We start from the raw sequence: 20,401 nt of genomic DNA on the forward strand, positions 1-20,401 counted from the left end.
GCAGAAACGCCACCCTGCGCGGGGCAGGATGGCGTCCAAGCCCGCAGCCCTGGCCGCAGAATCTCAGCGCGCAGCCGGCGCCGACGCGATTTCCTGCTGGATCGCCCGTGCGGCGGCCTGCGGATCGGCCGCCAGGCGGATCGGGCGGCCGACCACGATGGCATCGGCGCCATCGGCGAAGGCCTGGGCCACGCCGACGGTACGCTTCTGGTCATCGCCGACCGGCCCCCCCGGGCGGATGCCCGGGCAGACGATCGAGAATCCGGCGCCGGTGGCGGCGCGGATCGGACCGGCTTCCTGGCCCGAGGCGATCACGCCATCGATGCCGGCGGCCTGGGCGGCCAGCGCGCGCTCGACCACCACGTCCACCGGTTCGCGGTCGATGCCCATCTGCGCCAGGTCCGGGCGTCCCATCGAGGTGAGCACGGTCACCGCCAGCAGGCGCATGTCGCCGCTGTTGGCGGCCGCGCAGGCCTCCATCATCGCCGGGTGCCAACCATGGATGGTGGCGTAGCTGACCGGCCACTGCGACAGGCGCTTGATCACCGCCGCGGCGGTGGCCGGGATGTCGAAGAACTTCAGGTCGACGAACACGCGCTTGTCGCGGCGGGCCAGCTCGTCCAGCACCTGGAAATACTCGCCGGAGGCGAGCAGTTCCATGCCGATCTTGTAGAACGCCACGCTGTCGCCGAGACGATCGACCCACTCAAGCGCCTGCACGCGGTCAGGCACGTCCAGCGCGAAGATCAGGCGCTCGTCATCGCGCAGCGGCAGCGGCGCGCGGCTCACGGTGCGTAGTCCAGGGCAGCGCGCTTGGCATCGTGGCGGGCCTGGCGCGACTGGCTGTAATCGTTGTTGAACTGGGCCGGCTCAAAGCCGCCGTAGGTCGGGTTCGGCAGCATCCACCAGCGTTCGCCGAACCAGTCGTGGTACTGCTGCAGCAGGGCGTCACGGCCCTCGTTGGTGTTGGCGGTCACTTCCACGAAGTCGCCCAGCTGGTCGCCGAACTGCATCAGCACGCGGTACTTCTGCCCGGCCAGGCGGCGGCGGCAGTTCTTCTCGCTGCCGGCCTGCTCGCAGCCTTCGACCACGGTGCCCAGGCCCAGGAACACGCTGTCATCGGCCACCGGCAGGCCCTGCTCGCGCAGGTTGGCCAGGGTCGCGTCCTTCAGGTGCACGGCGCGGTTGGAGATGTACAGCAGGGTCACGCCCTTGGCGTTGGCGGCCTTGGCGAAATCAACCACGCCCGGGATCGCCTTGGCCTTCTTTTCGGCCACCCACTGGTCCCAGCTCAGTTCGTCGTACTCCTTGCCATCGCGCACCAGGCGCGCCTGGTAGGGCGAGTTGTCCAGCACGGTCTCGTCCACGTCCAGCACCACGGCCGGCTTCAGGCCCTTGGCCTCGTTGCCACGCTCTTCCGGCACCAGGGCGTCCCAATGGGCTTCCTTCAGCGCCGCGTCGAGGCGGTCGGCGGCAGCGCGGTAGGTCTGCTCCGTGATCGCCTTGTATTCCTGCGCGCGCTGCATCCACAGCACCGCGTTGAGGTTGTCGTTGGCGGTGGCATCGAGCGCGCCATCGGCCTTGGCGGCGGCGGCCGGGGCCTCCGGGGCAGCAGCTTCAGCGGCAGGCGCATCCACGCGCTTGCAGGCGGACAGGCCCAGCGCCGCGGTGGCGAGCAGGGTCAGGGACAGGGAAACGGGACGACGCATGGATTCACCGGCAATCAGATATACCGGCGCATTTTACCGGCAAAGCCGGCGCCGGGAGGGCTATCCTTGGCGGTTGACCCGTTGCCCTTCCGGAGGCCGCCATGACCGATTCCAGCCAGACCCCCGACGTCCCCCTGCTCGACGCCGTGCAGGCCCGCCTGCTGGGCTGCCTGGTGGAAAAGGAGGCGACCACCCCGGACACCTACCCGCTGACGGTCAATGCGGCGCAGTCGGCCGCCAACCAGAAGACCGCCCGCGAGCCGGTGATGAACGTTGATGCCGGCAGCGTGCAGCATGCGCTGCGTCAGCTGGAGACGCTGGGCCTGGCCCGCCAGCATTTCTCCTCGCGCGCGGACCGCTACGAGCACCGCCTGCAGGCTGCGCTGGACCTGACCCGGCAGCAGACCGTGCTGCTGGCGATGCTGCTGCTGCGTGGGCCGCAGACCTTGGGTGAGTTGGTCTCGCGCAGCGAGCGCCTGCACCGCTTCGCTGACACCGACGAAGCCCGCCATGCCATCGAGCGCCTGCAGCAGCGCGCGCTGCTGGTGGTGCTGCCGCGCGCCAGCGGCCAGCGCGAAGACCGCTACATGCACCTGTTGTGCGGCGAAGTGGACGGCGCGGCGCTGGCCGCGAAGTACGCCAGCAGCGGTGGTGGCAGCGACGCGGCCGACCCGGGCCTGGCCGAGCGCGTGGCCCAGCTGGAAGCGGCGGTGGCCGAGCTGCAGGCACAGCTGGCCGAACTGCGCGGCTGAAGGGTGGGTGCCGACCGGGGTCGGATCCCGCACCGCGGGCTCTGACCCCAACGCCACCTCGGGTTGCCGGCCAGCAGCCGGCACTACCCGACCTCTGCCGCCCCCGGCGTGGCATACAGGCGGCTCGCACTCTCCACGCCCGGCAGCTGGATCACCCCGCGCGCCTGCATGCCCAGCCCCAGCAGGATCCTCCCGGATGCCACATTGTCCAGGTCGGTGATGCCATACAGGTCGTGCAGGCCCAGCGCTCCGCGCGCATGCGCGAACACCGCCCGCGCCGCCTCACCGGCATAGCCCTGCCCCGCGAATTCGGACAGCACCGCATAACCGATATCCGGCCCCGGCAGGCCATCACGCCGCACCAGGCCGGCGTTGCCCAGCCACGCGCCATCGGCGAGCCGCTCGATCGCGTACATGCCGTACCCGTTCAGCGCATAGCTGTGCAGCACCCGCAGCGCGATGTACTCGCGCGCCTGTTCCTCGCTGCGCACGTTGCGGTCACCGATGAAGCGCAGGAAGCCGGGATCGTTGAGCAGGGCCAGCATCGGCGCCGCGTCGCGGTCCGGCTCGATGCGGCGCAGCCGCAGGCGTTCGCTTTCGATGGGATGCATGCGCGGAGCTCCGCTGGGATAGGCCGATTGTAGAGCCGAGCCCATGCTCGGCTGATCCGTCGATGCGCAAGCCGAGCATGGGCTCGGCTCTACAGCTGCGCTCCGCTCAATCAAACAGCGCTTCGATGGCGGCCAAGCCCGCGCTAGCGCGCTCCTTCTTCCGCGCTGCATCCGCCACCGGGTCCGCGCCATCGCGCTGGATCTCCTCGGCCGGAATCTCCTCGAAGAACCGGCTTGGCTTCAACCGCACATGCTCGCCGAACTTGCGGGTGAGCTTGCTGTAACTCATCCACAGCTGGATCTTGGCGCGGGTGATGCCCACGTACAGCAGGCGCCGCTCTTCCTGCAGGTTGCCCTCATCCAGGCTGACCTGGTGCGGCAGCACGCCGTCCTCGCAGCCGACGATGAACACGTACGGGAACTCCAGGCCCTTGGAGGCGTGCAGGGTCATCATGCGCACCTGGTTGCCGCCCTCGTCCTTGTCGCTGCGCGACAGCAGCGCCAGCTGCCCGGCCAGGTCGGCGGCGGTGGCGCCGCGCGGGCCGCCCTCGAACCACTGCGCCAGCTCCTCGATGTTGTTGGCGCGGCGCTGGTAGCTGGCCTCTTCCTTGGCCTGCTGGCGCAGTTCGCTGAGCAGGCCCGATTCCTTGGCCACCTTGCGGATCATGTCGCCGGAGGTCACCTGGCGCATCTGCGCCCGCAGGTCGCGCAGGATGTCGGTGAAGCGCGCCAGGCTGTTGGCCGCGCGCGGCGGCAACTGCTGCAGGGCGCCGATGGTCTCGGCCACATGCGCCATCGGCATGTCCTTTTCCTGCGCCAGCTCGGCCAGCCTGGCCAGCGTACCTGCACCCACATCGCGCTTGGGCGACTGCACCGCCCGCATGAACGCGGTGTCGTCGTCCGGGTTCACCAGCAGACGCAGCCAGGCCAGCGTGTCCTTCACTTCCTGGCGTTCCAGGAACATGGTGCCGCCGGTCAGGTGGTAGGGAATGCGCAGCAGCTGCATCGCCTTTTCCAGCGGGCGCGACTGGAAGTTGCCACGGAACAGGATGCAGAAATCACTCCACGGCACGTTGCGCGACTGCGCCACGAAGGCGATTTCGGCGGCCACCTTTTCCGCTTCGTGCTCACTGTTGCGGCACTCCCACACGCGGATGCGCTCACCGTCAGCCTGGTCGCTCCACAGCTTCTTCAGATGCTCGTGCGGGTTGTTGGCAATCAGCGCATTGGCCGCGCGCAGCACGCGGTTGGAGCAGCGGTAGTTCTGCTCCAGTTTGATGATTTCCAGCGCGGGGTAGTCACGCCCCATCTGCTGCAGGTTTTCCGGGTTGGCACCACGCCAGGCGTAGATCGACTGATCGTCATCGCCCACGCAGGTGAAGTTGCCCTTCTCACCGGCCAGCTGCTTGAGCAGGCGGTACTGCGCGTCGTTGGTGTCCTGGCATTCGTCCACCAGCAGGTAGCCGATGCGCTCGCGCCAGGCGAGCGCGATCTCCGGGTTTTCTTCCAGGATCTGCACCGGCAAACGGATCAGGTCATCGAAGTCGACGGCGTTGAACGCGGTCAAGCGCAGCTGGTAGCGCTCGTAGACGCTGGCCGCTTCCTTCTCGCGGTTGCTGCGCGCGGCGGCCATCGCCTGTTCGGGCGACAGGCCGGCGTTCTTCGCGCGCGACACCAGGTTCTTCATGTCCTCGATGTCGTCGGGCTTGGCCCCGGACATCAGGTCCTTGATCTGCGCAGCGGCATCATCGGCATCGAAGATCGAGAAGCCGCGCTTCAGGCCGACGGCGGCGTGTTCGATCTGCAGGAACTTCAGGCCCAGGGCGTGGAAGGTGCAGATGGTCACCTCGTCGGCATCCTGCTCGCGCAGGCGCTTGGCCACGCGCTCGCGCATTTCCTTGGCCGACTTGTTGGTGAAGGTGATCGCCGCGATACGGCGGGCCGGATAGCGACCACAGCCGATCAGGTGGGCGATCTTCTCCACGATCACGCGCGTCTTGCCGCTGCCCGCACCGGCCAGCACCAGCAGGGGGCCTTCGATATGGAGGACGGCGGCGGCTTGGGGGGGATTGAGACCGTGCATTGGAGAGGGATTGTAGCGGGCCCGGGTGACGGCCACAGCCGCCGGCCGGTGGGGATGCTGAACGGCGTCGGCGCGTCGGCGCAGCGGCGTACAATCAGCCGATGGCCAAGCTCTATTTCTACTATTCGGCGATGAACGCCGGCAAGACCACCACCCTGCTGCAGAGCGCGCACAACTACCGCGAACGTGGCATGCGGGTGGCGATCCTGACCCCGCGCCTGGACGACCGTGCCGGTGCCGGCGTGGTCGCCTCGCGCATCGGCCTGCGCGCCGAGGGCATGGCGTTCGACCGTGACACCGACCTGCAGCAGTGGGTCGAGCAGGACCTGGCCGCCAACGGGGCGATGGGCTGCGTGCTGGTGGACGAAGCGCAGTTCCTCACACGTGCCCAGGTCTGGCAGCTCAGCGAGGTGGTCGACCAGCTGCGCATTCCGGTGCTGTGCTACGGCTTGCGCACCGACTTCCGCGGCGAGCTGTTCGAAGGCAGCCAGTACCTGCTGGCCTGGGCCGACGAGATGCAGGAGATCAAGACCATCTGCCACAGCGGCAAGAAGGCGACGATGACGGTGCGCGTGGACGAGCATGGCCATGCGGTGCAGGACGGCCCGCAGGTCGAGATCGGCGGCAATGAACGCTACGTGTCGGTGAGCCGTGCCGAGTTCAAGAAGATCACCCGTGGTGAGGGGCGGATCGACCCGGCGCAGGCGCCCCTGCCGCTGTAAAAGGTGGTTCTTCTGCAGGGCTTGCAGCCCTGCACCTGCTCAATGCAACGGCAACGTCAAAAGCCGGAGCGGCATTCCGTGGGATGGCGGGGCGGTGTGGGTGGGCAGGACACGCCGTAAACCCATCCATGGGGGCTCGATGGCGCCATCGATGGCGCCAACGGTCCTGCCCACCCACACCGCCCCACCTCTGACAGATCCCCACGACTGTTGGTCGGTGCCGACCGTTGGTCGGCACATCTGTCAGGTATCGATATTCAAAATGGGGTCGGAGCGGCCAGTAGATCCACGCCGTGCGTGGATGACTCTCAATCGGAATCGAATACTTCGAATTGATATCGAAACGCATCCACGCATGGCGTGGCTCTACTGTGTCGACCCAGGTCGACACCTACGAGAGCAGACCACCGTTCCAGTAGATCTACGCCATGCGTGGATGGAACCTGTCAGATATCGAAATTCATCTGGGGTCAGAGCCCGTGCCGACCAACGGTCGGCACCCACCGTCAGCAGCAGCTTCCAACAGCTCGCGGAAAACTGTCGAAGGCGGGGTGGGTCCGGTTGAGGGGGCGTGAGCCGCATGGATGCGGCGACCGAGCTTACATGGACGTACTTGCAGCGTCCCCCTCAACCGGACCCACCCCGCCTTCCCACGGAAAGCCAGCTTTTGAAGTTGACGTAGACGTGGCTTGAAGCAGGTGCAGGGCTGCAAGCCCTGCACTCCCAAACCACTCAGTAAAGCGTGCGCTCCGGCGCACCGGCCGGCGGCGGGGTGTACTGGTACAGCCACGTCTCGGTGAGGGTCTTGCCACCACTGCGCAGGAACAGGCGGATGTCGATCTGCTCGGTACTGCCTTCCGGCGGCACCAGGTCGAACATCGCGCGGTAGCCGTTGATCTCGCGCAGCGGGCGCGCCGACACGATCTCGACCCGGCCGCGGCTGGCTTCCACCACCGCCTCGACCTCGGCCTTGTCGATCAGCGTGGCCAGCTCGCCCCCTTCGAAGTCCACCGCGAAGCGCCAGCTGAAGTACTCGCGCTTCTTGCCGACCACGCCGCCCAGGCCGGTACGGCTGGCCACGCAGTGCGCCAACGGCGGGCGTGCCGGCGGTTCGGCGCCCCAGTACAGGCGGTAGCCGACCAGCAGCTCCTGGCCCGGCTGCGGTTTTTCCTTCGGGTTCCAGAAGGCGACGATGTTGTCGAAGGTCTCGTCCACGGTGGGAATCTCCACCAGCTGCACCGAGCCCTCGCCCCACTCGCCCTTCGGCTCCACCCACAGGCACGGGCGCTTCTCGTAGAACACGCCGTCGTCCTGGTAGTGGTCGAAGTTGCGGTCACGCTGCAGCAGGCCAAAGCCGCGCGGGTTGCGGTCCACGAACATGTTGAAACGCAGGTTGCGCGGGTTCAGCAGCGGCCGCCAGATCCATTCGCCGGCACCGGTCCACAGCGACAGGCCGTCGGTATCGTGGATCTCCGGGCGCCAGTCCCATGCCATGCGACGGTCGTTCTCACCCACCTGGTACATGCTGGTGCACGGGGCGATGCCCAACCGCTCGATCGCCTTGCGCGGGTACAGCGCACTGTCGATGTCCATCAGCAGCACGTCGCCATTGGTGATCGCGAAACGATAGGCGCCGGCCACGCTGGGCGAATCCAGCAGGCCGTAGACCACGATCGTCTCCGAATCGGCCGACGGCTGCTCCAGGTAGTAGGCGATGAAGTCCGGGAATTCCTCCGGCTTGCCCATGCCGGTGTCGATCGCCAGGCCACGCGCGGACTGGCCGTACTGGCCTTCCTTGCCGACGGCGCGGAAGTAGCTGGCGCCAAGGAACGCGGCAAAGTCGCGGTCGGTGTCCTTGCGGGTGTTGAGGCGGAACCCGGCGAAGCCCAGATCGGCCGGCAGCTCGCCGTCCTTGATGCCGCTCTTGCCGTAGTTGAACGCCGCGCCGTCATAGGCCAGCTCCTGCGCCTTGCCGTCGACCACGTCGAACATGCGCACCGGCGAATGGAAGTACAGGCCCAGGTGGAAGAACTTGGCCTGGAACTTGCCCGGCTGGTCGGCCCACAGGGCGTGGTCCTGGCGGTAGCCGATCGACTGGTACTGGTCCCAGTCCAACCCTTCCAGGCGACCCGGCAGCACCCGCTTGTGGCTCTTGTAGGGCGCCTGCGCCAACGCGCGCGCCTGGCCTTTCAGGGTGGCGAAGTCGAACGGCTGCGGCTGGCCGAGGCGGCGCAGGCCCATCTGGCCGCTCTTGCTGGCCGCGCACGCGGGCAGGGACGGCAGGCCGAATGCAGCCAGGGCGAGGGAGGCATTGCGGATGAAGTCGCGTCGTTGCATGCAGGCGCGTCAGGCACAGAGGGAAGGTCGGCCATCATAGGCAGACAAACGTTAACGGGCAGCGGAGACGCGCCCTGCCCGTTCAGCTGCCGCTGGCCGCCCGGCTCAGCGCTGGCAGTGGCTGCACCAGACGCTGGCGCGCTGGCCGATGGTGGCGTGCTTCAGCGCGCGGCCACAGTTCGGGCACGGCAGCCCATCGCGGCCGTAGACCAGCAGTTCCTGCTCGAAGTAGCCCGGCGCGCCGTCCGGGCTGATGAAGTCGCGCAGGGTGGTGCCGCCACGGGTGATGGCGTAGCCGAGGATCTCCTTCACCGCGTCGGCCAGCCGCTGGTAGCGCTCGCGCGCGATCTTTCCCGCCTCGCGCAGCGGGCTGATGCCGGCCTTGAACAGGCTTTCGGCGGCGTAGATGTTGCCCACGCCCACCACCACCGCCTGGTCCATCAGGAACGTCTTCACCGGCGCGCTGCGGCCGCGGCTGCGCGCGAACAGGTAGTCCCCATCGAAGGCATCATCCAGCGGCTCCGGGCCCAGCCCCTGCAGCAGCGGGTGGATCTCGCCGGCCGGCTGCCAGAGCAGGCTGCCAAAGCGGCGCGGGTCGTTGAAGCGCAGCAGGCGGCCGTTGTCCAGGCTGATATCCACATGGTCGTGGGCGCGCAGCGGGGTATCGCCGGGCAGCACGCGCAGGCTGCCGGACATGCCCAGGTGCAGCACGGCACTGCCGACGGCGGTGTCCAGCAGCAGGTACTTGGCGCGGCGACGGATGTCCTCGATGCGCTGTCCCGGCAGCAGTTCGGCCACTTCCGGCGGAATCGGCCAGCGCAGGTCGGCGCGGCGCAGGATCACGCCATGGACGCGGCGGCCTTCCAGATGCGGCGCCAGGCCGCGGCGGGTGGTTTCGACTTCGGGCAGTTCAGGCATGCGGTGATTCTACGCCGGGCCATGCGAAGCCGCCGGGCATGGCCCGGCGATGGTACAGGGTCAGCGCGGCGGTGCCGCCAGTTCACGCGCATCCAGGAAGCCATCACCGTTGGCGTCCTGCGTGTGGAAGCGCTTCATGATCACCTGCCGCTGCTGATCGCGGCTGATCGCCCTGCCCTTGCCGCCGGGCAGCTCCTCGGCGCTCAGCACGCCATCGCCGTTACGGTCCATGCGGTCGAAGGCATACAGCATCCACTGCACGTACTCGGCCTCGCTGACCTTGCCGTCACCATCGCTGTCCATCCGCTGCAGGTAGCTGGCGGTGTCGGTGACCTGGGCCATCACCGCGCCCGGCAGCAGCGCCGCCAGCAGTAGTCCGTACCCTGCCCTCACGCGCCCACCAGGCTGTAGCCCTTCAATCGTGCGGCGTAAGCCTGCAACGCCACGATACCGCTTTCCTCGGCCTCGCGGCACCACGCCTGCAGCTGGTGCAGGCGCTCGGCCGCATCGTGGCCGCGCGCTTCCAGCAAGGCTGCCAAGCGGCCGCGGTACTCGACCAGGGTCCGGATGCGTGGCCGCTGTGCCACCCATGCGCTGAGCTGGACGCGGCTGTCCGGCTTCAACCAGCGGCCATCATTGACCAGGCCACGGCGCAGACGACGCGGCAGCAGGCGGCGCAGCTTGGCGCCGGCGTGAGCGGCTTCCTCGCGCAGGGCCGGCATGAACACATTGCGCTGGTAATCGGTCATCGCCTGGAAACGGTGCGAGAGCAGCGCCTTCAGGGTTTCGGCATCGGGTACGGTGATATTCGGGCGCACGTCCATGGCCGGCGCCACCCGCAGTACCTTGGCCAGGCGCAGCGCCTGCAGCAGGCGGATCGCACTCCAGCCGATGTCGAACTCCCAGCGCCGCATCGCAAAGCGCGCCGAACTGGGGAAGGCGTGGTGGTTGTTGTGCAGTTCCTCGCCACCGATCCAGAACCCCCACGGCGTCAGGTTGGTGGAGGTATCGGCCGATTCGTAGTTGCGGTACCCCCACCAGTGCCCCAGCCCATTGACCACACCGGCGGCCCAGAACGGGATCCACGCCATCTGGATCGCCCACAGGGCCACGCCGGGCAAGCCGAACAACACGCTGTTGATCGCCAGCAGCAGCACCGGGCCGAGCGTGGCATGCGGGGTATACAGGTGACGCTCGATCGCATCATCCGGGGTGCCACGCCCGTACTGCTCGATGTCCGCGCGCATGCCGCGCGCTTCGCGGTACAGCTCCACGCCGTGCCAGAACACCTTGCCGATGCCACGTGTGACCGGGCTGTGCGGGTCGTCCTCGGTCTCCACCTTGGCGTGGTGCTTGCGATGGATGGCCACCCACTCGCGGGTGATCATCGAGGTGGTGAGCCACAGCCAGAAGCGGAACACATGGGCCAGCGCCGGATGGAAGTCGACCCCGCGATGGGCCTGGCTGCGGTGCAGGTACAGGGTCACCGAGAAGATGGTGATCTGGGTGAAGACCAGCAGCACCGCCAGCATGGCCTACGAGCCCAGGCCGATCACACCACCGGTCAACAGGGACATCAGGGCATCAGGCATGAAGGCTCTCCGGATCGACGCGGGGATGGCAGACATCATGGGCGCTTGCGTTGCAAACTGCATCCCTGCGGCGGCGATTTCGTCCGCCTTCCGTGGCACCGTTCACAGTTGGGGACCTGAGTTGTCGAGCCTTGATCCACGCGCCAGCGCCATGACCGCCGCCCCGCCCGTCGCGGAGCAGCCCCCGTTGATCGAACTGGACCGTGCCACCGTGGTGCGTGGCCAGGTGAAGGTGCTGCACGGGCTCAGCCTGCGCATCGCGCAGGGCCAGCACACCGCCCTGCTCGGCCCCAACGGCTGCGGCAAGTCGACCTTCATCAAGCTGATCACCCGCGAGCTGTACCCGCTGGCCCAGGGCGAGGGCGCGGTGGCGGTGAAGGTGCTGGGGCAGAACCGCTGGCAGGTGGACCGGCTGCGTTCGCAGCTGGGCATCGTCACTGGCGATCTCAGCAGCAACCTGGCCGACATGCCCGGGCTGACCGTGGAACAGGCGGTGCTGTCCGGCTTCTTTGCCAGCTACGTGGTACCGGCCTTCCGCGAAGTGACCGCCGACATGCGTGCACGCGTCGCTGAGACGCTGGCGATGACCGGCGCGCTGGCACTGCGCGAGCGTGCCTATGCCGAGCTGTCGGCCGGCGAGACCCGCCGGGTGCTGATCGCGCGGGCGCTGGTCAACCGGCCACAGGCGCTGCTGCTGGACGAGCCCTCCACCGGGCTGGACCTGGTCGCCCGCGAACAGCTGGTGGCGACCATGCGGGTGCTCGCCCAGCAGGGCATCACCCTGGTGCTGGTGACCCACCACATCGAAGAGATCATTCCCGAGATCGAACGCGTGGTGCTGTTGCGCGATGGCCGTGTGCTGGCCGATGGCACCCGCGCCGAGCTGCTGCGCAACGAACCGCTGTCGGCGGTGTTCGGCGGCGCGATTACCGTATGCGAGCAGGAAGGCCGGCTGACCGCGTACGCGGGATAAGGCGACGGGCTCGGAAACCGGCCGGCTCGGAAACCGATGGGCCCGGGAAACCCACGGCGGTAGAGTCGACTGTTAGTCGACTGCCTTTCGCCTGGATCGCAAAAATCCCGCGCTGCGCGCGATAGTCGACTAACAGTCGACTCTACCCCCCCGGCAGGCCGTCCCGTCATGATGTCGATGCAGCGGGCCGGATCCCGGCCCGCTGTGCCCAACCTCAGAACCGCAACGCGAGCGCGCGCGATTCGATCGGTGCCATCCGGCTCTGGTCCTGCAGCTGCAGGTCGCGCAGCTCGTACGGCGCACCGAAACCGGCCGGCAACGCAGCCTGGTCGAACGGCAGCACGAGCTGGCCTGCACCCGGTCCATCGAACCACGCCGCCGCATGCGCCTGCGCGACCGGCTTCAGCTGGCCATCGCGGCCGGTGGCATACAGCGTGCCGCGCGCCTCGTAGCGGCCCGCTGCAGCTATCTGCAGCGGCAACGCCACCTGGCGGCTGGCCGGATCCGGTGCCGCCTGGCCACTGAAGCGCGCGGTCGGCCGCGCCACCGCGAAGGCCACCTTGCCATCGCGCAGCACACCATCGGCCTGGGCGAACACCTGCAGTTCCCACAGCCCCTGCACGGTGCCGACGTCAGCGGGGATCCGCACCTGCGCACGCAGGGCACCATCGGTGGTGCGCAGCAACCGCTGCGGCCAGCTGCGTCCATCCGGTGCGACCAGCAGGGCTTCACCGCCCAGGCTGCCGCGGCGCGAGGCCATCTGCGCGGTGGTGGCACCGTCTTCAAGCAAGCGTGCCTGCAGCTGCACGTTGCCACCGGCCAGCACCTGCGCCTGGTTGGCCTGCACTTCCAGCCGCAGCGGGCTGTTCGGCTCCAGCACCTGCACCACGTAGCGGCCCTGTGCCTGCGTGCTCTGCAGCGTGTACGCACCGGCCGCACTGGTCGCGCCGGTGCGCAGCATGCTGCTGCCATCACCCACCGGCATGCCGGCCTGCTGCAGCGCACGTGCGTCGACACTGCGCGCCACGCTGCTGCGCCCGGCCGGGTCACGCACCTGCAACGTGTTGGCCGGCACTGCACGCGCGCCTTCGGCCGGGCTCAGCTGGATCACCGCGTCGGCGGCGGTCAGCGGCAGATCCACGCCGCGTTGCAGCTGCGCGCCATCGACCTGCTGCCAGTAGCTGCGGCTGACAGAGGCATACGGCGTGGCCGCCTGCAGCGGTTGTGCCGGGTCCAACGCCCAGGCGAAGGACAGCGGTACGCGTTCGCTGTCATCGGCCGGCAACGGCGCGGCAACCAGCGCGGCCGGTACCTGGTCGCCGGCACGTGCGGCGTTCAACGGCTGCGCAGCCTGTGCGGTGGAGAGGGACAGCGCCGCCAGCACCGCGCTGGCCAGCAGGGTGGAATGGATCGTCATGGTCGTCTCCCTCACTGGGTCAGGTCGTTGCGCAGGATCGTGCCGAGGCCGAAGCACTCGCGGCGGCTCTGGTTGTGGCTGAGCGGCTCCGCCCCCTGGGTACGCTGCTTGTCGGTGAACCAGGTGGTGCCGGCGGCCTTCTGGCTGCTGCACTCCAGGAAGCCGTCGGAGCAGGAGGACAACCAGTTCTGCGTGAACTCCAGGCCGACATTTGCGGCATAGCCACCGCAGTAGCTGTTGCTGTCCCACACCGCCGATTCCACGTCACTGCCGACCACCGCGCGGAACGGCTTGGGCAGGGCGGGACGGCCTGCGGTGCCGTACAGGTTCTGCGCGTTGTAGGCGGCCATGCTCGCCACCTGCTGCTGCCGCACCGCGTCGTTCTTGTAGCCCAGCAGCCAGCCCAGCGAGGTTTCAAAGGTATTGCCGTTGAGCACCGCATCGGCCAGCGGCGTGCCCGCCGAGGACGGTGCCAGCGCGGTGACCTTGCGCACCGTGCGGATGATCTTCGGGTACCGGCTGTCGTAGGTCGGGTTGGACAGGATCCAGCGCACCACGTTGCCGCCGTTGGAATGGGTGATCACCACCAGCTGGGTGATGCCGCGGCTGTCGATGAAGCTGGTGAGCTGGTTGGCCAGGCAGCCGGCGGCCTCCGGCTTCCACATGTACTGGGTGAAGTCGCAGTTGATGACCACGTAGTTGCTGCTGTTCGGCAGGCCCTGGCGCACGGTGTCGATGATGGCCGGCTGCCAGTAGTCCTGGGTGGCGTTGGTCTGCGCGCCGGTGCCATGCACGAAGGCCACGCCGACCACGTCGGCGGCCTGCGCCGGCGTTGCTGCAAGCCCGAGGAGCAGGGCCAGGACGGTACTTCCTGTTGCGGTGCTGCGCATCGCTTCTCTCCCTCTGTCAGCGGATCCCCCCGACCCGGCTGGAACTGGACGGCCCTGGCGCTTGCCGTTGTGCCGATGCTCGCGGTGCAGCGGCGTGAAAGTCCGTGCGCTGCGCCCGGATTCAGGAGACTGACGCCACTCGGTGACGTTTTTTCATATCGCGGCAATGACCATGCCGGGTCTGGCCGTATGACCGATGGCCACTGCGGTGTCGTACACGGACTGCGATCATGGCGCGATGTTTTTCTCCGGAGCCCGTCCATGTCGCTGATTTCCCACCCTGCCCGCCCGCTGCTCGGCCTTGCCGTGGCCGTGGCCCTGGCCGGTTGTGCCGCCACCGCCGCCAAGCCGACCGCCGTCGAAGCCAACATCACCACCAAGGCCGTGGGCTACCTGGACAAGGATGCGGTCCCGGCCAGCCTGGACCTGGTGCCGGCGCCGCCGGTGGCCGGTTCGGCCGCGCTCGCGCTGGACGAACAGGTCAGCCGTGAAGCCCGCGCGCTGCGTGGCAGCCCGCGCTTCGCACAGGCCGGCGTCGATGCCGAACTCGGCTTCCCGGAAGGCGCCAACCACTTCTCCTGCGCCGCCGACATCGACGTCGACGCGGTGAAGACCCCGGCGCTGTACCGACTGCTGGAGCGCAGCCGGATCGACGCCAGCGCCGCCACCAAGGCGGCCAAGAACCACTACCAGCGCCCGCGCCCGTTCATGGTCAACGGTGAACCGACCTGTTCACCGAAGGATGAAGAAGGCCTGCGCAAGAACGGCTCCTACCCGTCCGGCCACACCTCGATCGGCTGGGCCTGGGCACTGATCCTGTCGGAGATCGTGCCGGACCGCGCCGATGCCATCCAGGCCCGCGGCCGCAACTACGGCGAGAGCCGCCTGGTGTGCAACGTGCACTGGCAGAGCGACATCCTGGAAGGCCGCTTCATGGGCGCCGCCGCCGTGGCCCGCCTGCACGACAACGCCGCATTCAACAAGGACCTGCTGGCCGCGCGCAGGGAGATCGCCGCCGCACGCAAGGCCGGCCTGCATTCCAGCCGTGACTGCGCCACCGAAAACGCGGTGCTGAAGGTGCGCCCGCAGAGCGCGCTGTAAGCCATGCCTCTGTAGAGCCGAGCCATGCTCGGCTCAGAGCAGCCGAGCGCAGGCTCGGCTCTACATGAAGCAGGAAACAGAAGGGCCGGCATTGCGCCGGCCCTTCTTCATTGCATCAACGCAGCCAACGCATCAGAACTTCGCGGTGAACTCCACGCCCCAGGTGCGCGGCTCGTTGAGGAAGCCGGTCAGGTTGTTGAAGTCGATCGCACCGACCACGCGGGTCTGGTTGGTCAGGTTGCGGCCGAACACGGCCACGTCGTACTGGCCGTAATCCCAGTTGTAGCCCAGGCGCAGGCCACCTTCCAGCGAACTACGGCCGCGGAACTCCGGCGACTCGTAGATGAAGAAGTTCACCGCACTGCGGTAGGCCCAGTCGGTGTAGGCGTACAGCTCGCTGCCGTCGCTGAGCGGGAAGCCCACGCGCAGGGTCGCGTTGTGGATCCACTTCGGTGCCTGCGGCAACGGGTTGCCGTTGACCAGTGCGTAGGTCTGGCCGTTGATCACCGTGGTCGGGTCGGTGATGGTGCAGCCACCGCCGCAGATCGCCACCGCCAGGTTCTTGTCCTTGATCTCGGTGTCGTTGTAGCTGCTGCCGAAGGTCAGCAGGACGTTGTCGGCCAGGTAGGCCTCCAGGTCCAGCTCCACGCCCTGGCCAATGGTCTTGTCGGCATTGAGCAGGGTGGCGGTGTTGTTGCTGCCGCCCACGGCGATCAGCTGCTGGCCGTCGACGTTGTAGCGGAACACGCTCAGGCCCAGGCGCGCACGGCGCTCGAACAGGTCGGCCTTGATGCCGGCCTCATACGAGATGACCTTCTCCGAATCGGCCTGCGACAGGCCCGGCGCGAAGGCCAGGCGGCCCTGGATGGACGGCGCACGGAAGCCCTTGGCCACGCGGGCGTAGGCGTTGATGTCGTCGGTCAGCTTGTACACGCCGCTGACATCCCAGCTGACGTCGTTGACGTCGGTGTTGGCCAGGTACGGGCCGCTGACCGGGGTGCCGAACGGCACGGCCTGCAGCACGCTGGCGCTGAAGTCCTTCTTGTCCTGGGTGTAGCGCACGCCGGCGCGCAGCTTGAAGCGGTCGGTGACATCGAAGTCGCCCGAAGCGAACACCGCCCACGCCTTGTTGCGCTGGTTCTGCACCACGTGGCCGGTCTGCGGATTGCCCGGGGTCAGCGAGTCGTAGTTGAAGTTGTTGATGGTCACGTCTTCATCGAAGTAGAAGACGCCGGCCTGCCAGTCGAAGCGGCCCCATTCGTTGGACTCGATGCGCACTTCCTGCGTCCACTGGCGGTGGTGCGGCAGGCCGTCGGCCGACTCCGACGAGAACGGAATCAGGCCCGGGCCGTAATTGCCGGCACCGAGGAAGGCTGCACCGTAGCCACCGTCGATGTCGCCACGGTTGAGCGATTCGGCGGTCTCGTAGCCGGTGATCGAGTGCAGCGTCACCGAGCCGAGGTTCCACTGCAGGCGCGCGCTGCCGCCCCAGGTGTCCAGGTCCGAGAAGTTGACGCCATCGTTGGCCACCTTGTCGCGGTCGAAGTTCTCGACCAGCGAATTGCCGCCCTTCTGGATGATGTTGGCGCGGAACAGGCGCGCGGTGCCGTTGAGCTTGCGCTTGTGCAGGTTGAACAGCGCTTCGAAGTCGTCGCCTTCGTACAGGAACTGCACGCGGCCTGCGGATTCGTCATAGCCTTCGAAGCCACTGTTGGGGGCACCAGCACGGGTGTTGTCGACCCAGTCGTCGCGGCGCTGGTAGATGGCCGAGACACGTGCCGACCAGCGATCGGTCAGCGGGCCGCCGTAGGCACCCTGCACGTTCCAGCTGTTGTAGCTGCCATAGCCCACGCGGATGTAGCCATCGGCATCCTGCGACGGGCGTGCCGAATCGAACTTGACCACGCCGGCCGGGGTGTTGCGGCCGAACAGGGTGCCCTGTGGGCCACGCAGCACTTCCACGTTGGCCAGGTCGAACAGCGGGAAGCCCTTCAGCAGCGGGCTTTCCTGCACCACGTCGTCGTACACCAGCGACACCGGCTGCGAGGCATTGAGGTCGAAATCGGTGTTGCCCAGGCCGCGGATGTAGAAGCGCGGGAAGGCACGGCCGTAGGACGACTCGATGTTGAGGCTGGGCACGCGCGCGGCCAGGAAGCGGATGTCATCGCCGGCCGAACCGAGCACATCCAGCTTCTCGCCCTGGATCGCGCTCAGTGCGACCGGTACGTCCTTGGCGTTCTCGACGCGGCGCTGCGCGGTCACCTGCAGGGCATCGAGGGCAACCGGATCCTTGGCAGCGGGGATTTCCTGGGCGGCTGCTACCAGCGGCAGCAGGGCGGAAAGAGCGGCAACGAGGGGGCGCGCGACCGGAAGGCGGCCACGGGAAGTGCGGGTCGGGGACATGGCGGTAGGCTGTGTTTGGAGGGGTGGTAAAACGGCGCTACCAGATAATTGTTGCAATACAGCACCTGCGCCGCAAACGCCCGCCGTTCATGGCCCCGTCGCCGACGCCCCCGGGCGCTCGCTAGACTCGGGGTTTCCACCGCGACGGACCCGCCGCCATGACCCAGTGGTTCTTCCACGCCTCCGCCCAGGCCGAGCGCGTCGGCCCGCTTGATGACGAGGCCGCGCGCCGCTACGCCCAGGCCAATCCACGCGCCCTGGCCTGGTGCCAGGGCATGAGCGGGTGGACGCCGATCGCCGAGGTGGCCGAGCTGCAGGCGCCGGCGCCGGGCATGCCCAATACCCCGCCGCCGGTACCGGCAGGCGTCAGCGGCCGCGCCGACGACATCGAGTTCCGCATCGTCGGCCATGAAATGCAGTTCGTGGAGATCGAGCTCGACCCCGGCGAGAGCGCCATCGCCGAGGCCGGTGCACTGATGTTCAAGGACGCCACGGTGCAGATGGATACCGTGTTCGGCGCCGCCAACGGCGTCCAGGGCGGCTTCATGGGCAAGGTGATGGCCGCCGGCAAGCGCGTGCTGACCGGCGAGAGCCTGTTCGCCACCGTCTACACCCAGAGCGGCCATGGCAAGGGCAAGGTCGCCTTCGCCGCGCCCTACCCCGGCACCGTGCTGGCGATGAAACTGGACCAGCACGGCGGCCGCCTGATCTGCCAGAAGGACAGCTTCCTGGCCGGTGCGCGCGGCGTGCAGATCGGCGTGCAGTTCCAGCGCAAGATCATGACCGGCCTGTTCGGTGGCGAAGGCTTCATCATGCAGAAGCTGGAAGGGGACGGCTGGGTGTTCATCCACGCCGGTGGCTGCGTGGTCGAGCGCGAGCTGGCCGCAGGTGAGCGCCTGGACGTGGATACCGGCTGCGTCGTGGCCTACCACCCGACCGTGGACATGGACGTACGCCGGGTCACCGGCATCAAGAGCATGCTGTTCGGAGGCGAGGGCGTGTTCCTGGCCACGCTGACCGGCCCGGGCAAGGTCTGGCTGCAGTCGCTGCCGTTCTCGCGCCTGGCCGGGCGCATGTGGTTGGCGGCGCCGCAGGGCGGCGGCCAGAGCCGCGGCGAAGGCTCGGTGCTGGGCGGCCTGGGCCGGATGCTGGACGGCGACAACCGGTTCTGAGCCCCTCGCCCGGGCGGTGCCGACCTTGGCCGGCCCCGCCCGCGCTCCATTTCCTGAATAGGCAGCTCCCCCACCCTGCCCGCCCCGCCACCGCTTCGGTATGCTGGCGCCCTTTCCCGAATCCGGCGCCGCGAGCGCACTGCCGATGAGCCTGTTCCGCCCCCGCATGCTGCTGTCCGTCGCCCTGATCGGCCTGCTGGCCGGCTGCGGTGGCGACCCGGTCCGCCCCACGCCGCCGCCGGCACCGACCGTGGTGCCGCAGGCCAAGCCGGTGAAGATCGGTATCGCCCTCGGTGGCGGTGCGGCCAAGGGCTTTGCCCACATCGGCGTGATCAAGATGCTGGAGGCCAATGGCTTCGAGCCGGTGGTGGTGTCGGGCACCAGCGCCGGCAGCGTGGTCGGCGCGCTGTATGCCAGCGGCATGGATGCGTTCCAGATGCAGAGCAAGGCGGTGGCGCTGGATGAAGCCAGCATCCGCGACGTGCGCCTGTTCTCCGGTGGCCTGGTGCAGGGCCAGAAGCTGCAGGACTACGTCAACGAGCAGGTCGCCAACCGCCCCGCCGAGCGCCTGAAGAAGCCGTTCGCCGCAGTCGCGACCCAGCTGGAAACAGGCGAGCGCGCGATCTTCGTGCGCGGCAACGTCGGCCAGGCCGTGCGCGCCTCCAGCAGCATTCCCGGCGTGTTCGAGCCGGTGAAGATCGGCGGCCGCAACTACATCGATGGTGGCGTGGTCAGCCCGGTGCCGGTGGATGCCGCGCGCCAGCTCGGCGCCGACTTCGTGATCGCCGTGGACATCTCCAGCAAGGCCAGCGGCAAGGCACCGACCGGCATGCTCGGCATCGTCAACCAGTCCATCTCGATCATGGGCCAGCGCCTGGGCGAGCAGGAACTGGCGCGCGCCGACGTGGTCATCCGGCCGAAGGTACTGGACATCGGCGCCGCTGATTTCAGCCAGCGCGGCACCGCGATCCTGGAAGGTGAAAAGGCCGCGATGGCGGCGATGCCGCAGATCCGCGCGAAGATCCAGCAGCTGCAGCGCGCACGTGCCGCCGCAGCCGCACCGCCGCCGGTGGCTGCACCCAAGTGCGAGGAAGCCTCGCGTCTGGGCAAGCTGATGGGCCGCAAGGACAAGTGCTGATCCGTTGATGGCTGGCCACCGGGCACGCCCCGGTGGTCGCTCAGGGCTCCAGCTGCGACAGCGGCAACGCCTGGAAGCCCTTCACGGTACGCAGCACGAAGCTGGAATTGGCATCGGCCACGCCACCGGCGTTGAGCAGGCGGTCCAGCAGGAAGCGCGAGAAGTGCTCCAGGTCGCGCACGTAGACGTGCAGCAGATAGTCCATGTCGCCGGTCAGCGCATGGCAGGCCACCACTTCATCCCACGCTTGCACACTGTCCACGAAGTGGCCGATGGCGGCCTGGTCGTGCTTTTCCAGCTGCACCCGCACGAAGGCCTGCAGGCCCAGGCGCAGCTGCCGCGGTTCCAGCCGCGCACCGTAGCCGACGATCACGCCCTCGCTTTCCAGCCGCTGCAGGCGGCGCAGGCAGGCCGAGGGCGACAGGTTCACCCGCGCCGCCAGTTCAGCGTTGGTGGCGCGACCATCCCGCTGGATTTCGGCCAGCAGGCGTATATCCGTGCGATCGAACTGGACTTCTCCGGCCATTGTTGCCCCGCAACATGGTGAGTGCGCAAGGATATTGCGCCACCGAGCCCATTCGGC

The 20,401-nt window shown here is 68.1% G+C and carries 18 protein-coding genes; 6 read left to right on the forward strand and 12 right to left on the reverse strand.

Annotated elements, in window-relative coordinates; translation table 11 throughout:
• Nucleotides 1-63: 63 nt before the first annotated feature.
• Together pyrF and AC5P8Z_RS15025 are read right to left on the reverse strand one after the other, a co-directional pair.
• On the reverse strand, nucleotides 64-789 hold the full coding sequence (gene pyrF, locus AC5P8Z_RS15020) for an orotidine-5'-phosphate decarboxylase (protein ID WP_495229416.1): 726 nt from the start codon (nucleotides 787-789) through the stop codon (nucleotides 64-66).
• On the reverse strand, nucleotides 786-1,709 hold the full coding sequence (locus AC5P8Z_RS15025; protein ID WP_295566513.1) for a 5'-nucleotidase, lipoprotein e(P4) family: 924 nt from the start codon (nucleotides 1,707-1,709) through the stop codon (nucleotides 786-788). The genes pyrF and AC5P8Z_RS15025 overlap by 4 nt, the downstream gene beginning before the upstream one ends.
• 101 nt (nucleotides 1,710-1,810) lie before the next feature.
• On the opposite strand from AC5P8Z_RS15025, the gene AC5P8Z_RS15030 reads away from it, so the two are divergent.
• Complete coding sequence (locus tag AC5P8Z_RS15030) at nucleotides 1,811-2,461, forward strand: YceH family protein (protein WP_286070493.1); 651 nt, start codon at nucleotides 1,811-1,813, stop codon at nucleotides 2,459-2,461.
• An 83-nt stretch (nucleotides 2,462-2,544) separates the two neighbouring features.
• Here the strand turns inward: AC5P8Z_RS15030 and AC5P8Z_RS15035 are convergent, their stop codons facing one another.
• Both AC5P8Z_RS15035 and AC5P8Z_RS15040 read right to left on the reverse strand, forming a co-directional pair.
• Nucleotides 2,545-3,072, reverse strand: a complete 528-nt coding sequence (locus AC5P8Z_RS15035; RefSeq protein ID WP_286070492.1) for a GNAT family N-acetyltransferase — start codon at nucleotides 3,070-3,072, stop codon at nucleotides 2,545-2,547.
• A 106-nt stretch (nucleotides 3,073-3,178) separates the two neighbouring features.
• Nucleotides 3,179-5,155, reverse strand: coding sequence for a UvrD-helicase domain-containing protein (locus AC5P8Z_RS15040; RefSeq protein WP_286070491.1), 1,977 nt, complete (start codon nucleotides 5,153-5,155; stop codon nucleotides 3,179-3,181).
• A 101-nt stretch (nucleotides 5,156-5,256) separates the two neighbouring features.
• Between AC5P8Z_RS15040 and AC5P8Z_RS15045 the strand changes: the two genes are divergently transcribed.
• Nucleotides 5,257-5,877, forward strand: a complete 621-nt coding sequence (locus tag AC5P8Z_RS15045) for a thymidine kinase (RefSeq protein ID WP_495229417.1) — start codon at nucleotides 5,257-5,259, stop codon at nucleotides 5,875-5,877.
• A 732-nt stretch (nucleotides 5,878-6,609) separates the two neighbouring features.
• Here AC5P8Z_RS15045 and AC5P8Z_RS15050 read toward each other — a convergent pair.
• The 4 genes from AC5P8Z_RS15050 to AC5P8Z_RS15065 form a co-directional block, all read right to left on the reverse strand.
• Entirely contained in the window at nucleotides 6,610-8,214 is a 1,605-nt protein-coding gene (locus AC5P8Z_RS15050) for an OpgD/OpgG family glucan biosynthesis protein (protein WP_495229418.1), read from the reverse strand.
• Nucleotides 8,215-8,319: 105 nt separating this feature from the next.
• On the reverse strand, nucleotides 8,320-9,132 hold the full coding sequence (gene mutM, locus AC5P8Z_RS15055; RefSeq protein ID WP_495229419.1) for a bifunctional DNA-formamidopyrimidine glycosylase/DNA-(apurinic or apyrimidinic site) lyase: 813 nt from the start codon (nucleotides 9,130-9,132) through the stop codon (nucleotides 8,320-8,322).
• A 60-nt stretch (nucleotides 9,133-9,192) separates the two neighbouring features.
• Nucleotides 9,193-9,525: an EF-hand domain-containing protein gene (locus tag AC5P8Z_RS15060; RefSeq protein ID WP_495229420.1), complete on the reverse strand. Its 333-nt coding sequence runs from the start codon at nucleotides 9,523-9,525 to the stop codon at nucleotides 9,193-9,195.
• Entirely contained in the window at nucleotides 9,522-10,664 is a 1,143-nt protein-coding gene (locus tag AC5P8Z_RS15065; protein ID WP_495229421.1) for a DesA family fatty acid desaturase, read from the reverse strand. The genes AC5P8Z_RS15060 and AC5P8Z_RS15065 overlap by 4 nt, the downstream gene beginning before the upstream one ends.
• 211 nt (nucleotides 10,665-10,875) lie before the next feature.
• On the opposite strand from AC5P8Z_RS15065, the gene AC5P8Z_RS15070 reads away from it, so the two are divergent.
• Nucleotides 10,876-11,697, forward strand: coding sequence for an ABC transporter ATP-binding protein (locus tag AC5P8Z_RS15070; protein ID WP_295566501.1), 822 nt, complete (start codon nucleotides 10,876-10,878; stop codon nucleotides 11,695-11,697).
• A 214-nt stretch (nucleotides 11,698-11,911) separates the two neighbouring features.
• On the opposite strand, the gene AC5P8Z_RS15075 is transcribed toward AC5P8Z_RS15070, so the two are convergent.
• Both AC5P8Z_RS15075 and AC5P8Z_RS15080 read right to left on the reverse strand, forming a co-directional pair.
• The gene (locus tag AC5P8Z_RS15075; protein WP_286070484.1) at nucleotides 11,912-13,114 is read right to left on the reverse strand and encodes a DUF4785 domain-containing protein; all 1,203 of its coding nucleotides are present in this window, start codon (nucleotides 13,112-13,114) and stop codon (nucleotides 11,912-11,914) included.
• A gap of 11 nt (nucleotides 13,115-13,125) precedes the next feature.
• Nucleotides 13,126-14,004, reverse strand: a complete 879-nt coding sequence (locus tag AC5P8Z_RS15080; protein ID WP_286070483.1) for a lipase family protein — start codon at nucleotides 14,002-14,004, stop codon at nucleotides 13,126-13,128.
• A 261-nt stretch (nucleotides 14,005-14,265) separates the two neighbouring features.
• On the opposite strand from AC5P8Z_RS15080, the gene AC5P8Z_RS15085 reads away from it, so the two are divergent.
• On the forward strand, nucleotides 14,266-15,105 hold the full coding sequence (locus tag AC5P8Z_RS15085) for an acid phosphatase (protein WP_286070482.1): 840 nt from the start codon (nucleotides 14,266-14,268) through the stop codon (nucleotides 15,103-15,105).
• A gap of 132 nt (nucleotides 15,106-15,237) precedes the next feature.
• Here AC5P8Z_RS15085 and AC5P8Z_RS15090 read toward each other — a convergent pair whose 3' ends face one another.
• Nucleotides 15,238-17,508, reverse strand: coding sequence for a TonB-dependent receptor (locus AC5P8Z_RS15090; RefSeq protein ID WP_286070481.1), 2,271 nt, complete (start codon nucleotides 17,506-17,508; stop codon nucleotides 15,238-15,240).
• A 158-nt stretch (nucleotides 17,509-17,666) separates the two neighbouring features.
• Between AC5P8Z_RS15090 and AC5P8Z_RS15095 the strand changes: the two genes are divergently transcribed.
• Together AC5P8Z_RS15095 and AC5P8Z_RS15100 are read left to right on the forward strand one after the other, a co-directional pair.
• On the forward strand, nucleotides 17,667-18,680 hold the full coding sequence (locus AC5P8Z_RS15095; RefSeq protein ID WP_286070480.1) for a TIGR00266 family protein: 1,014 nt from the start codon (nucleotides 17,667-17,669) through the stop codon (nucleotides 18,678-18,680).
• A gap of 145 nt (nucleotides 18,681-18,825) precedes the next feature.
• Entirely contained in the window at nucleotides 18,826-19,818 is a 993-nt protein-coding gene (locus AC5P8Z_RS15100) for a patatin-like phospholipase family protein (RefSeq protein ID WP_286070479.1), read from the forward strand.
• A 40-nt stretch (nucleotides 19,819-19,858) separates the two neighbouring features.
• Here AC5P8Z_RS15100 and AC5P8Z_RS15105 read toward each other — a convergent pair whose 3' ends face one another.
• A complete protein-coding gene (locus AC5P8Z_RS15105; RefSeq protein WP_164137061.1) occupies nucleotides 19,859-20,344 on the reverse strand; it encodes an Lrp/AsnC family transcriptional regulator in 486 nt (161 codons plus the stop codon).
• Nucleotides 20,345-20,401: the final 57 nt, after the last annotated feature.

Source organism: Stenotrophomonas sp. YJH_SMC_17 (assembly GCF_059371655.1).

What these genes read in the sequence shown, in the direction of transcription:
- AC5P8Z_RS15045 (WP_495229417.1), top strand. Translation starts at nt 5,257, where the DNA reads ATGGCCAAGCTCTATTTCTACTATTCGGCGATGAACGCCGGCAAGACC.
- AC5P8Z_RS15065 (WP_495229421.1), bottom strand. Translation starts at nt 10,664, where the DNA reads ATGCTGGCGGTGCTGCTGGTCTTCACCCAGATCACCATCTTCTCGGTG.
- AC5P8Z_RS15095 (WP_286070480.1), top strand. Translation starts at nt 17,667, where the DNA reads ATGACCCAGTGGTTCTTCCACGCCTCCGCCCAGGCCGAGCGCGTCGGC.
- AC5P8Z_RS15040 (WP_286070491.1), bottom strand. Translation starts at nt 5,155, where the DNA reads ATGCACGGTCTCAATCCCCCCCAAGCCGCCGCCGTCCTCCATATCGAA.
- AC5P8Z_RS15030 (WP_286070493.1), top strand. Translation starts at nt 1,811, where the DNA reads ATGACCGATTCCAGCCAGACCCCCGACGTCCCCCTGCTCGACGCCGTG.
- AC5P8Z_RS15105 (WP_164137061.1), bottom strand. Translation starts at nt 20,344, where the DNA reads ATGGCCGGAGAAGTCCAGTTCGATCGCACGGATATACGCCTGCTGGCC.
- AC5P8Z_RS15025 (WP_295566513.1), bottom strand. Translation starts at nt 1,709, where the DNA reads ATGCGTCGTCCCGTTTCCCTGTCCCTGACCCTGCTCGCCACCGCGGCG.
- AC5P8Z_RS15070 (WP_295566501.1), top strand. Translation starts at nt 10,876, where the DNA reads ATGACCGCCGCCCCGCCCGTCGCGGAGCAGCCCCCGTTGATCGAACTG.
- AC5P8Z_RS15085 (WP_286070482.1), top strand. Translation starts at nt 14,266, where the DNA reads ATGTCGCTGATTTCCCACCCTGCCCGCCCGCTGCTCGGCCTTGCCGTG.
- AC5P8Z_RS15075 (WP_286070484.1), bottom strand. Translation starts at nt 13,114, where the DNA reads ATGACGATCCATTCCACCCTGCTGGCCAGCGCGGTGCTGGCGGCGCTG.
- mutM (WP_495229419.1), bottom strand. Translation starts at nt 9,132, where the DNA reads ATGCCTGAACTGCCCGAAGTCGAAACCACCCGCCGCGGCCTGGCGCCG.
- AC5P8Z_RS15080 (WP_286070483.1), bottom strand. Translation starts at nt 14,004, where the DNA reads ATGCGCAGCACCGCAACAGGAAGTACCGTCCTGGCCCTGCTCCTCGGG.
- AC5P8Z_RS15100 (WP_286070479.1), top strand. Translation starts at nt 18,826, where the DNA reads ATGAGCCTGTTCCGCCCCCGCATGCTGCTGTCCGTCGCCCTGATCGGC.
- AC5P8Z_RS15090 (WP_286070481.1), bottom strand. Translation starts at nt 17,508, where the DNA reads ATGTCCCCGACCCGCACTTCCCGTGGCCGCCTTCCGGTCGCGCGCCCC.
- AC5P8Z_RS15035 (WP_286070492.1), bottom strand. Translation starts at nt 3,072, where the DNA reads ATGCATCCCATCGAAAGCGAACGCCTGCGGCTGCGCCGCATCGAGCCG.
- AC5P8Z_RS15050 (WP_495229418.1), bottom strand. Translation starts at nt 8,214, where the DNA reads ATGCAACGACGCGACTTCATCCGCAATGCCTCCCTCGCCCTGGCTGCA.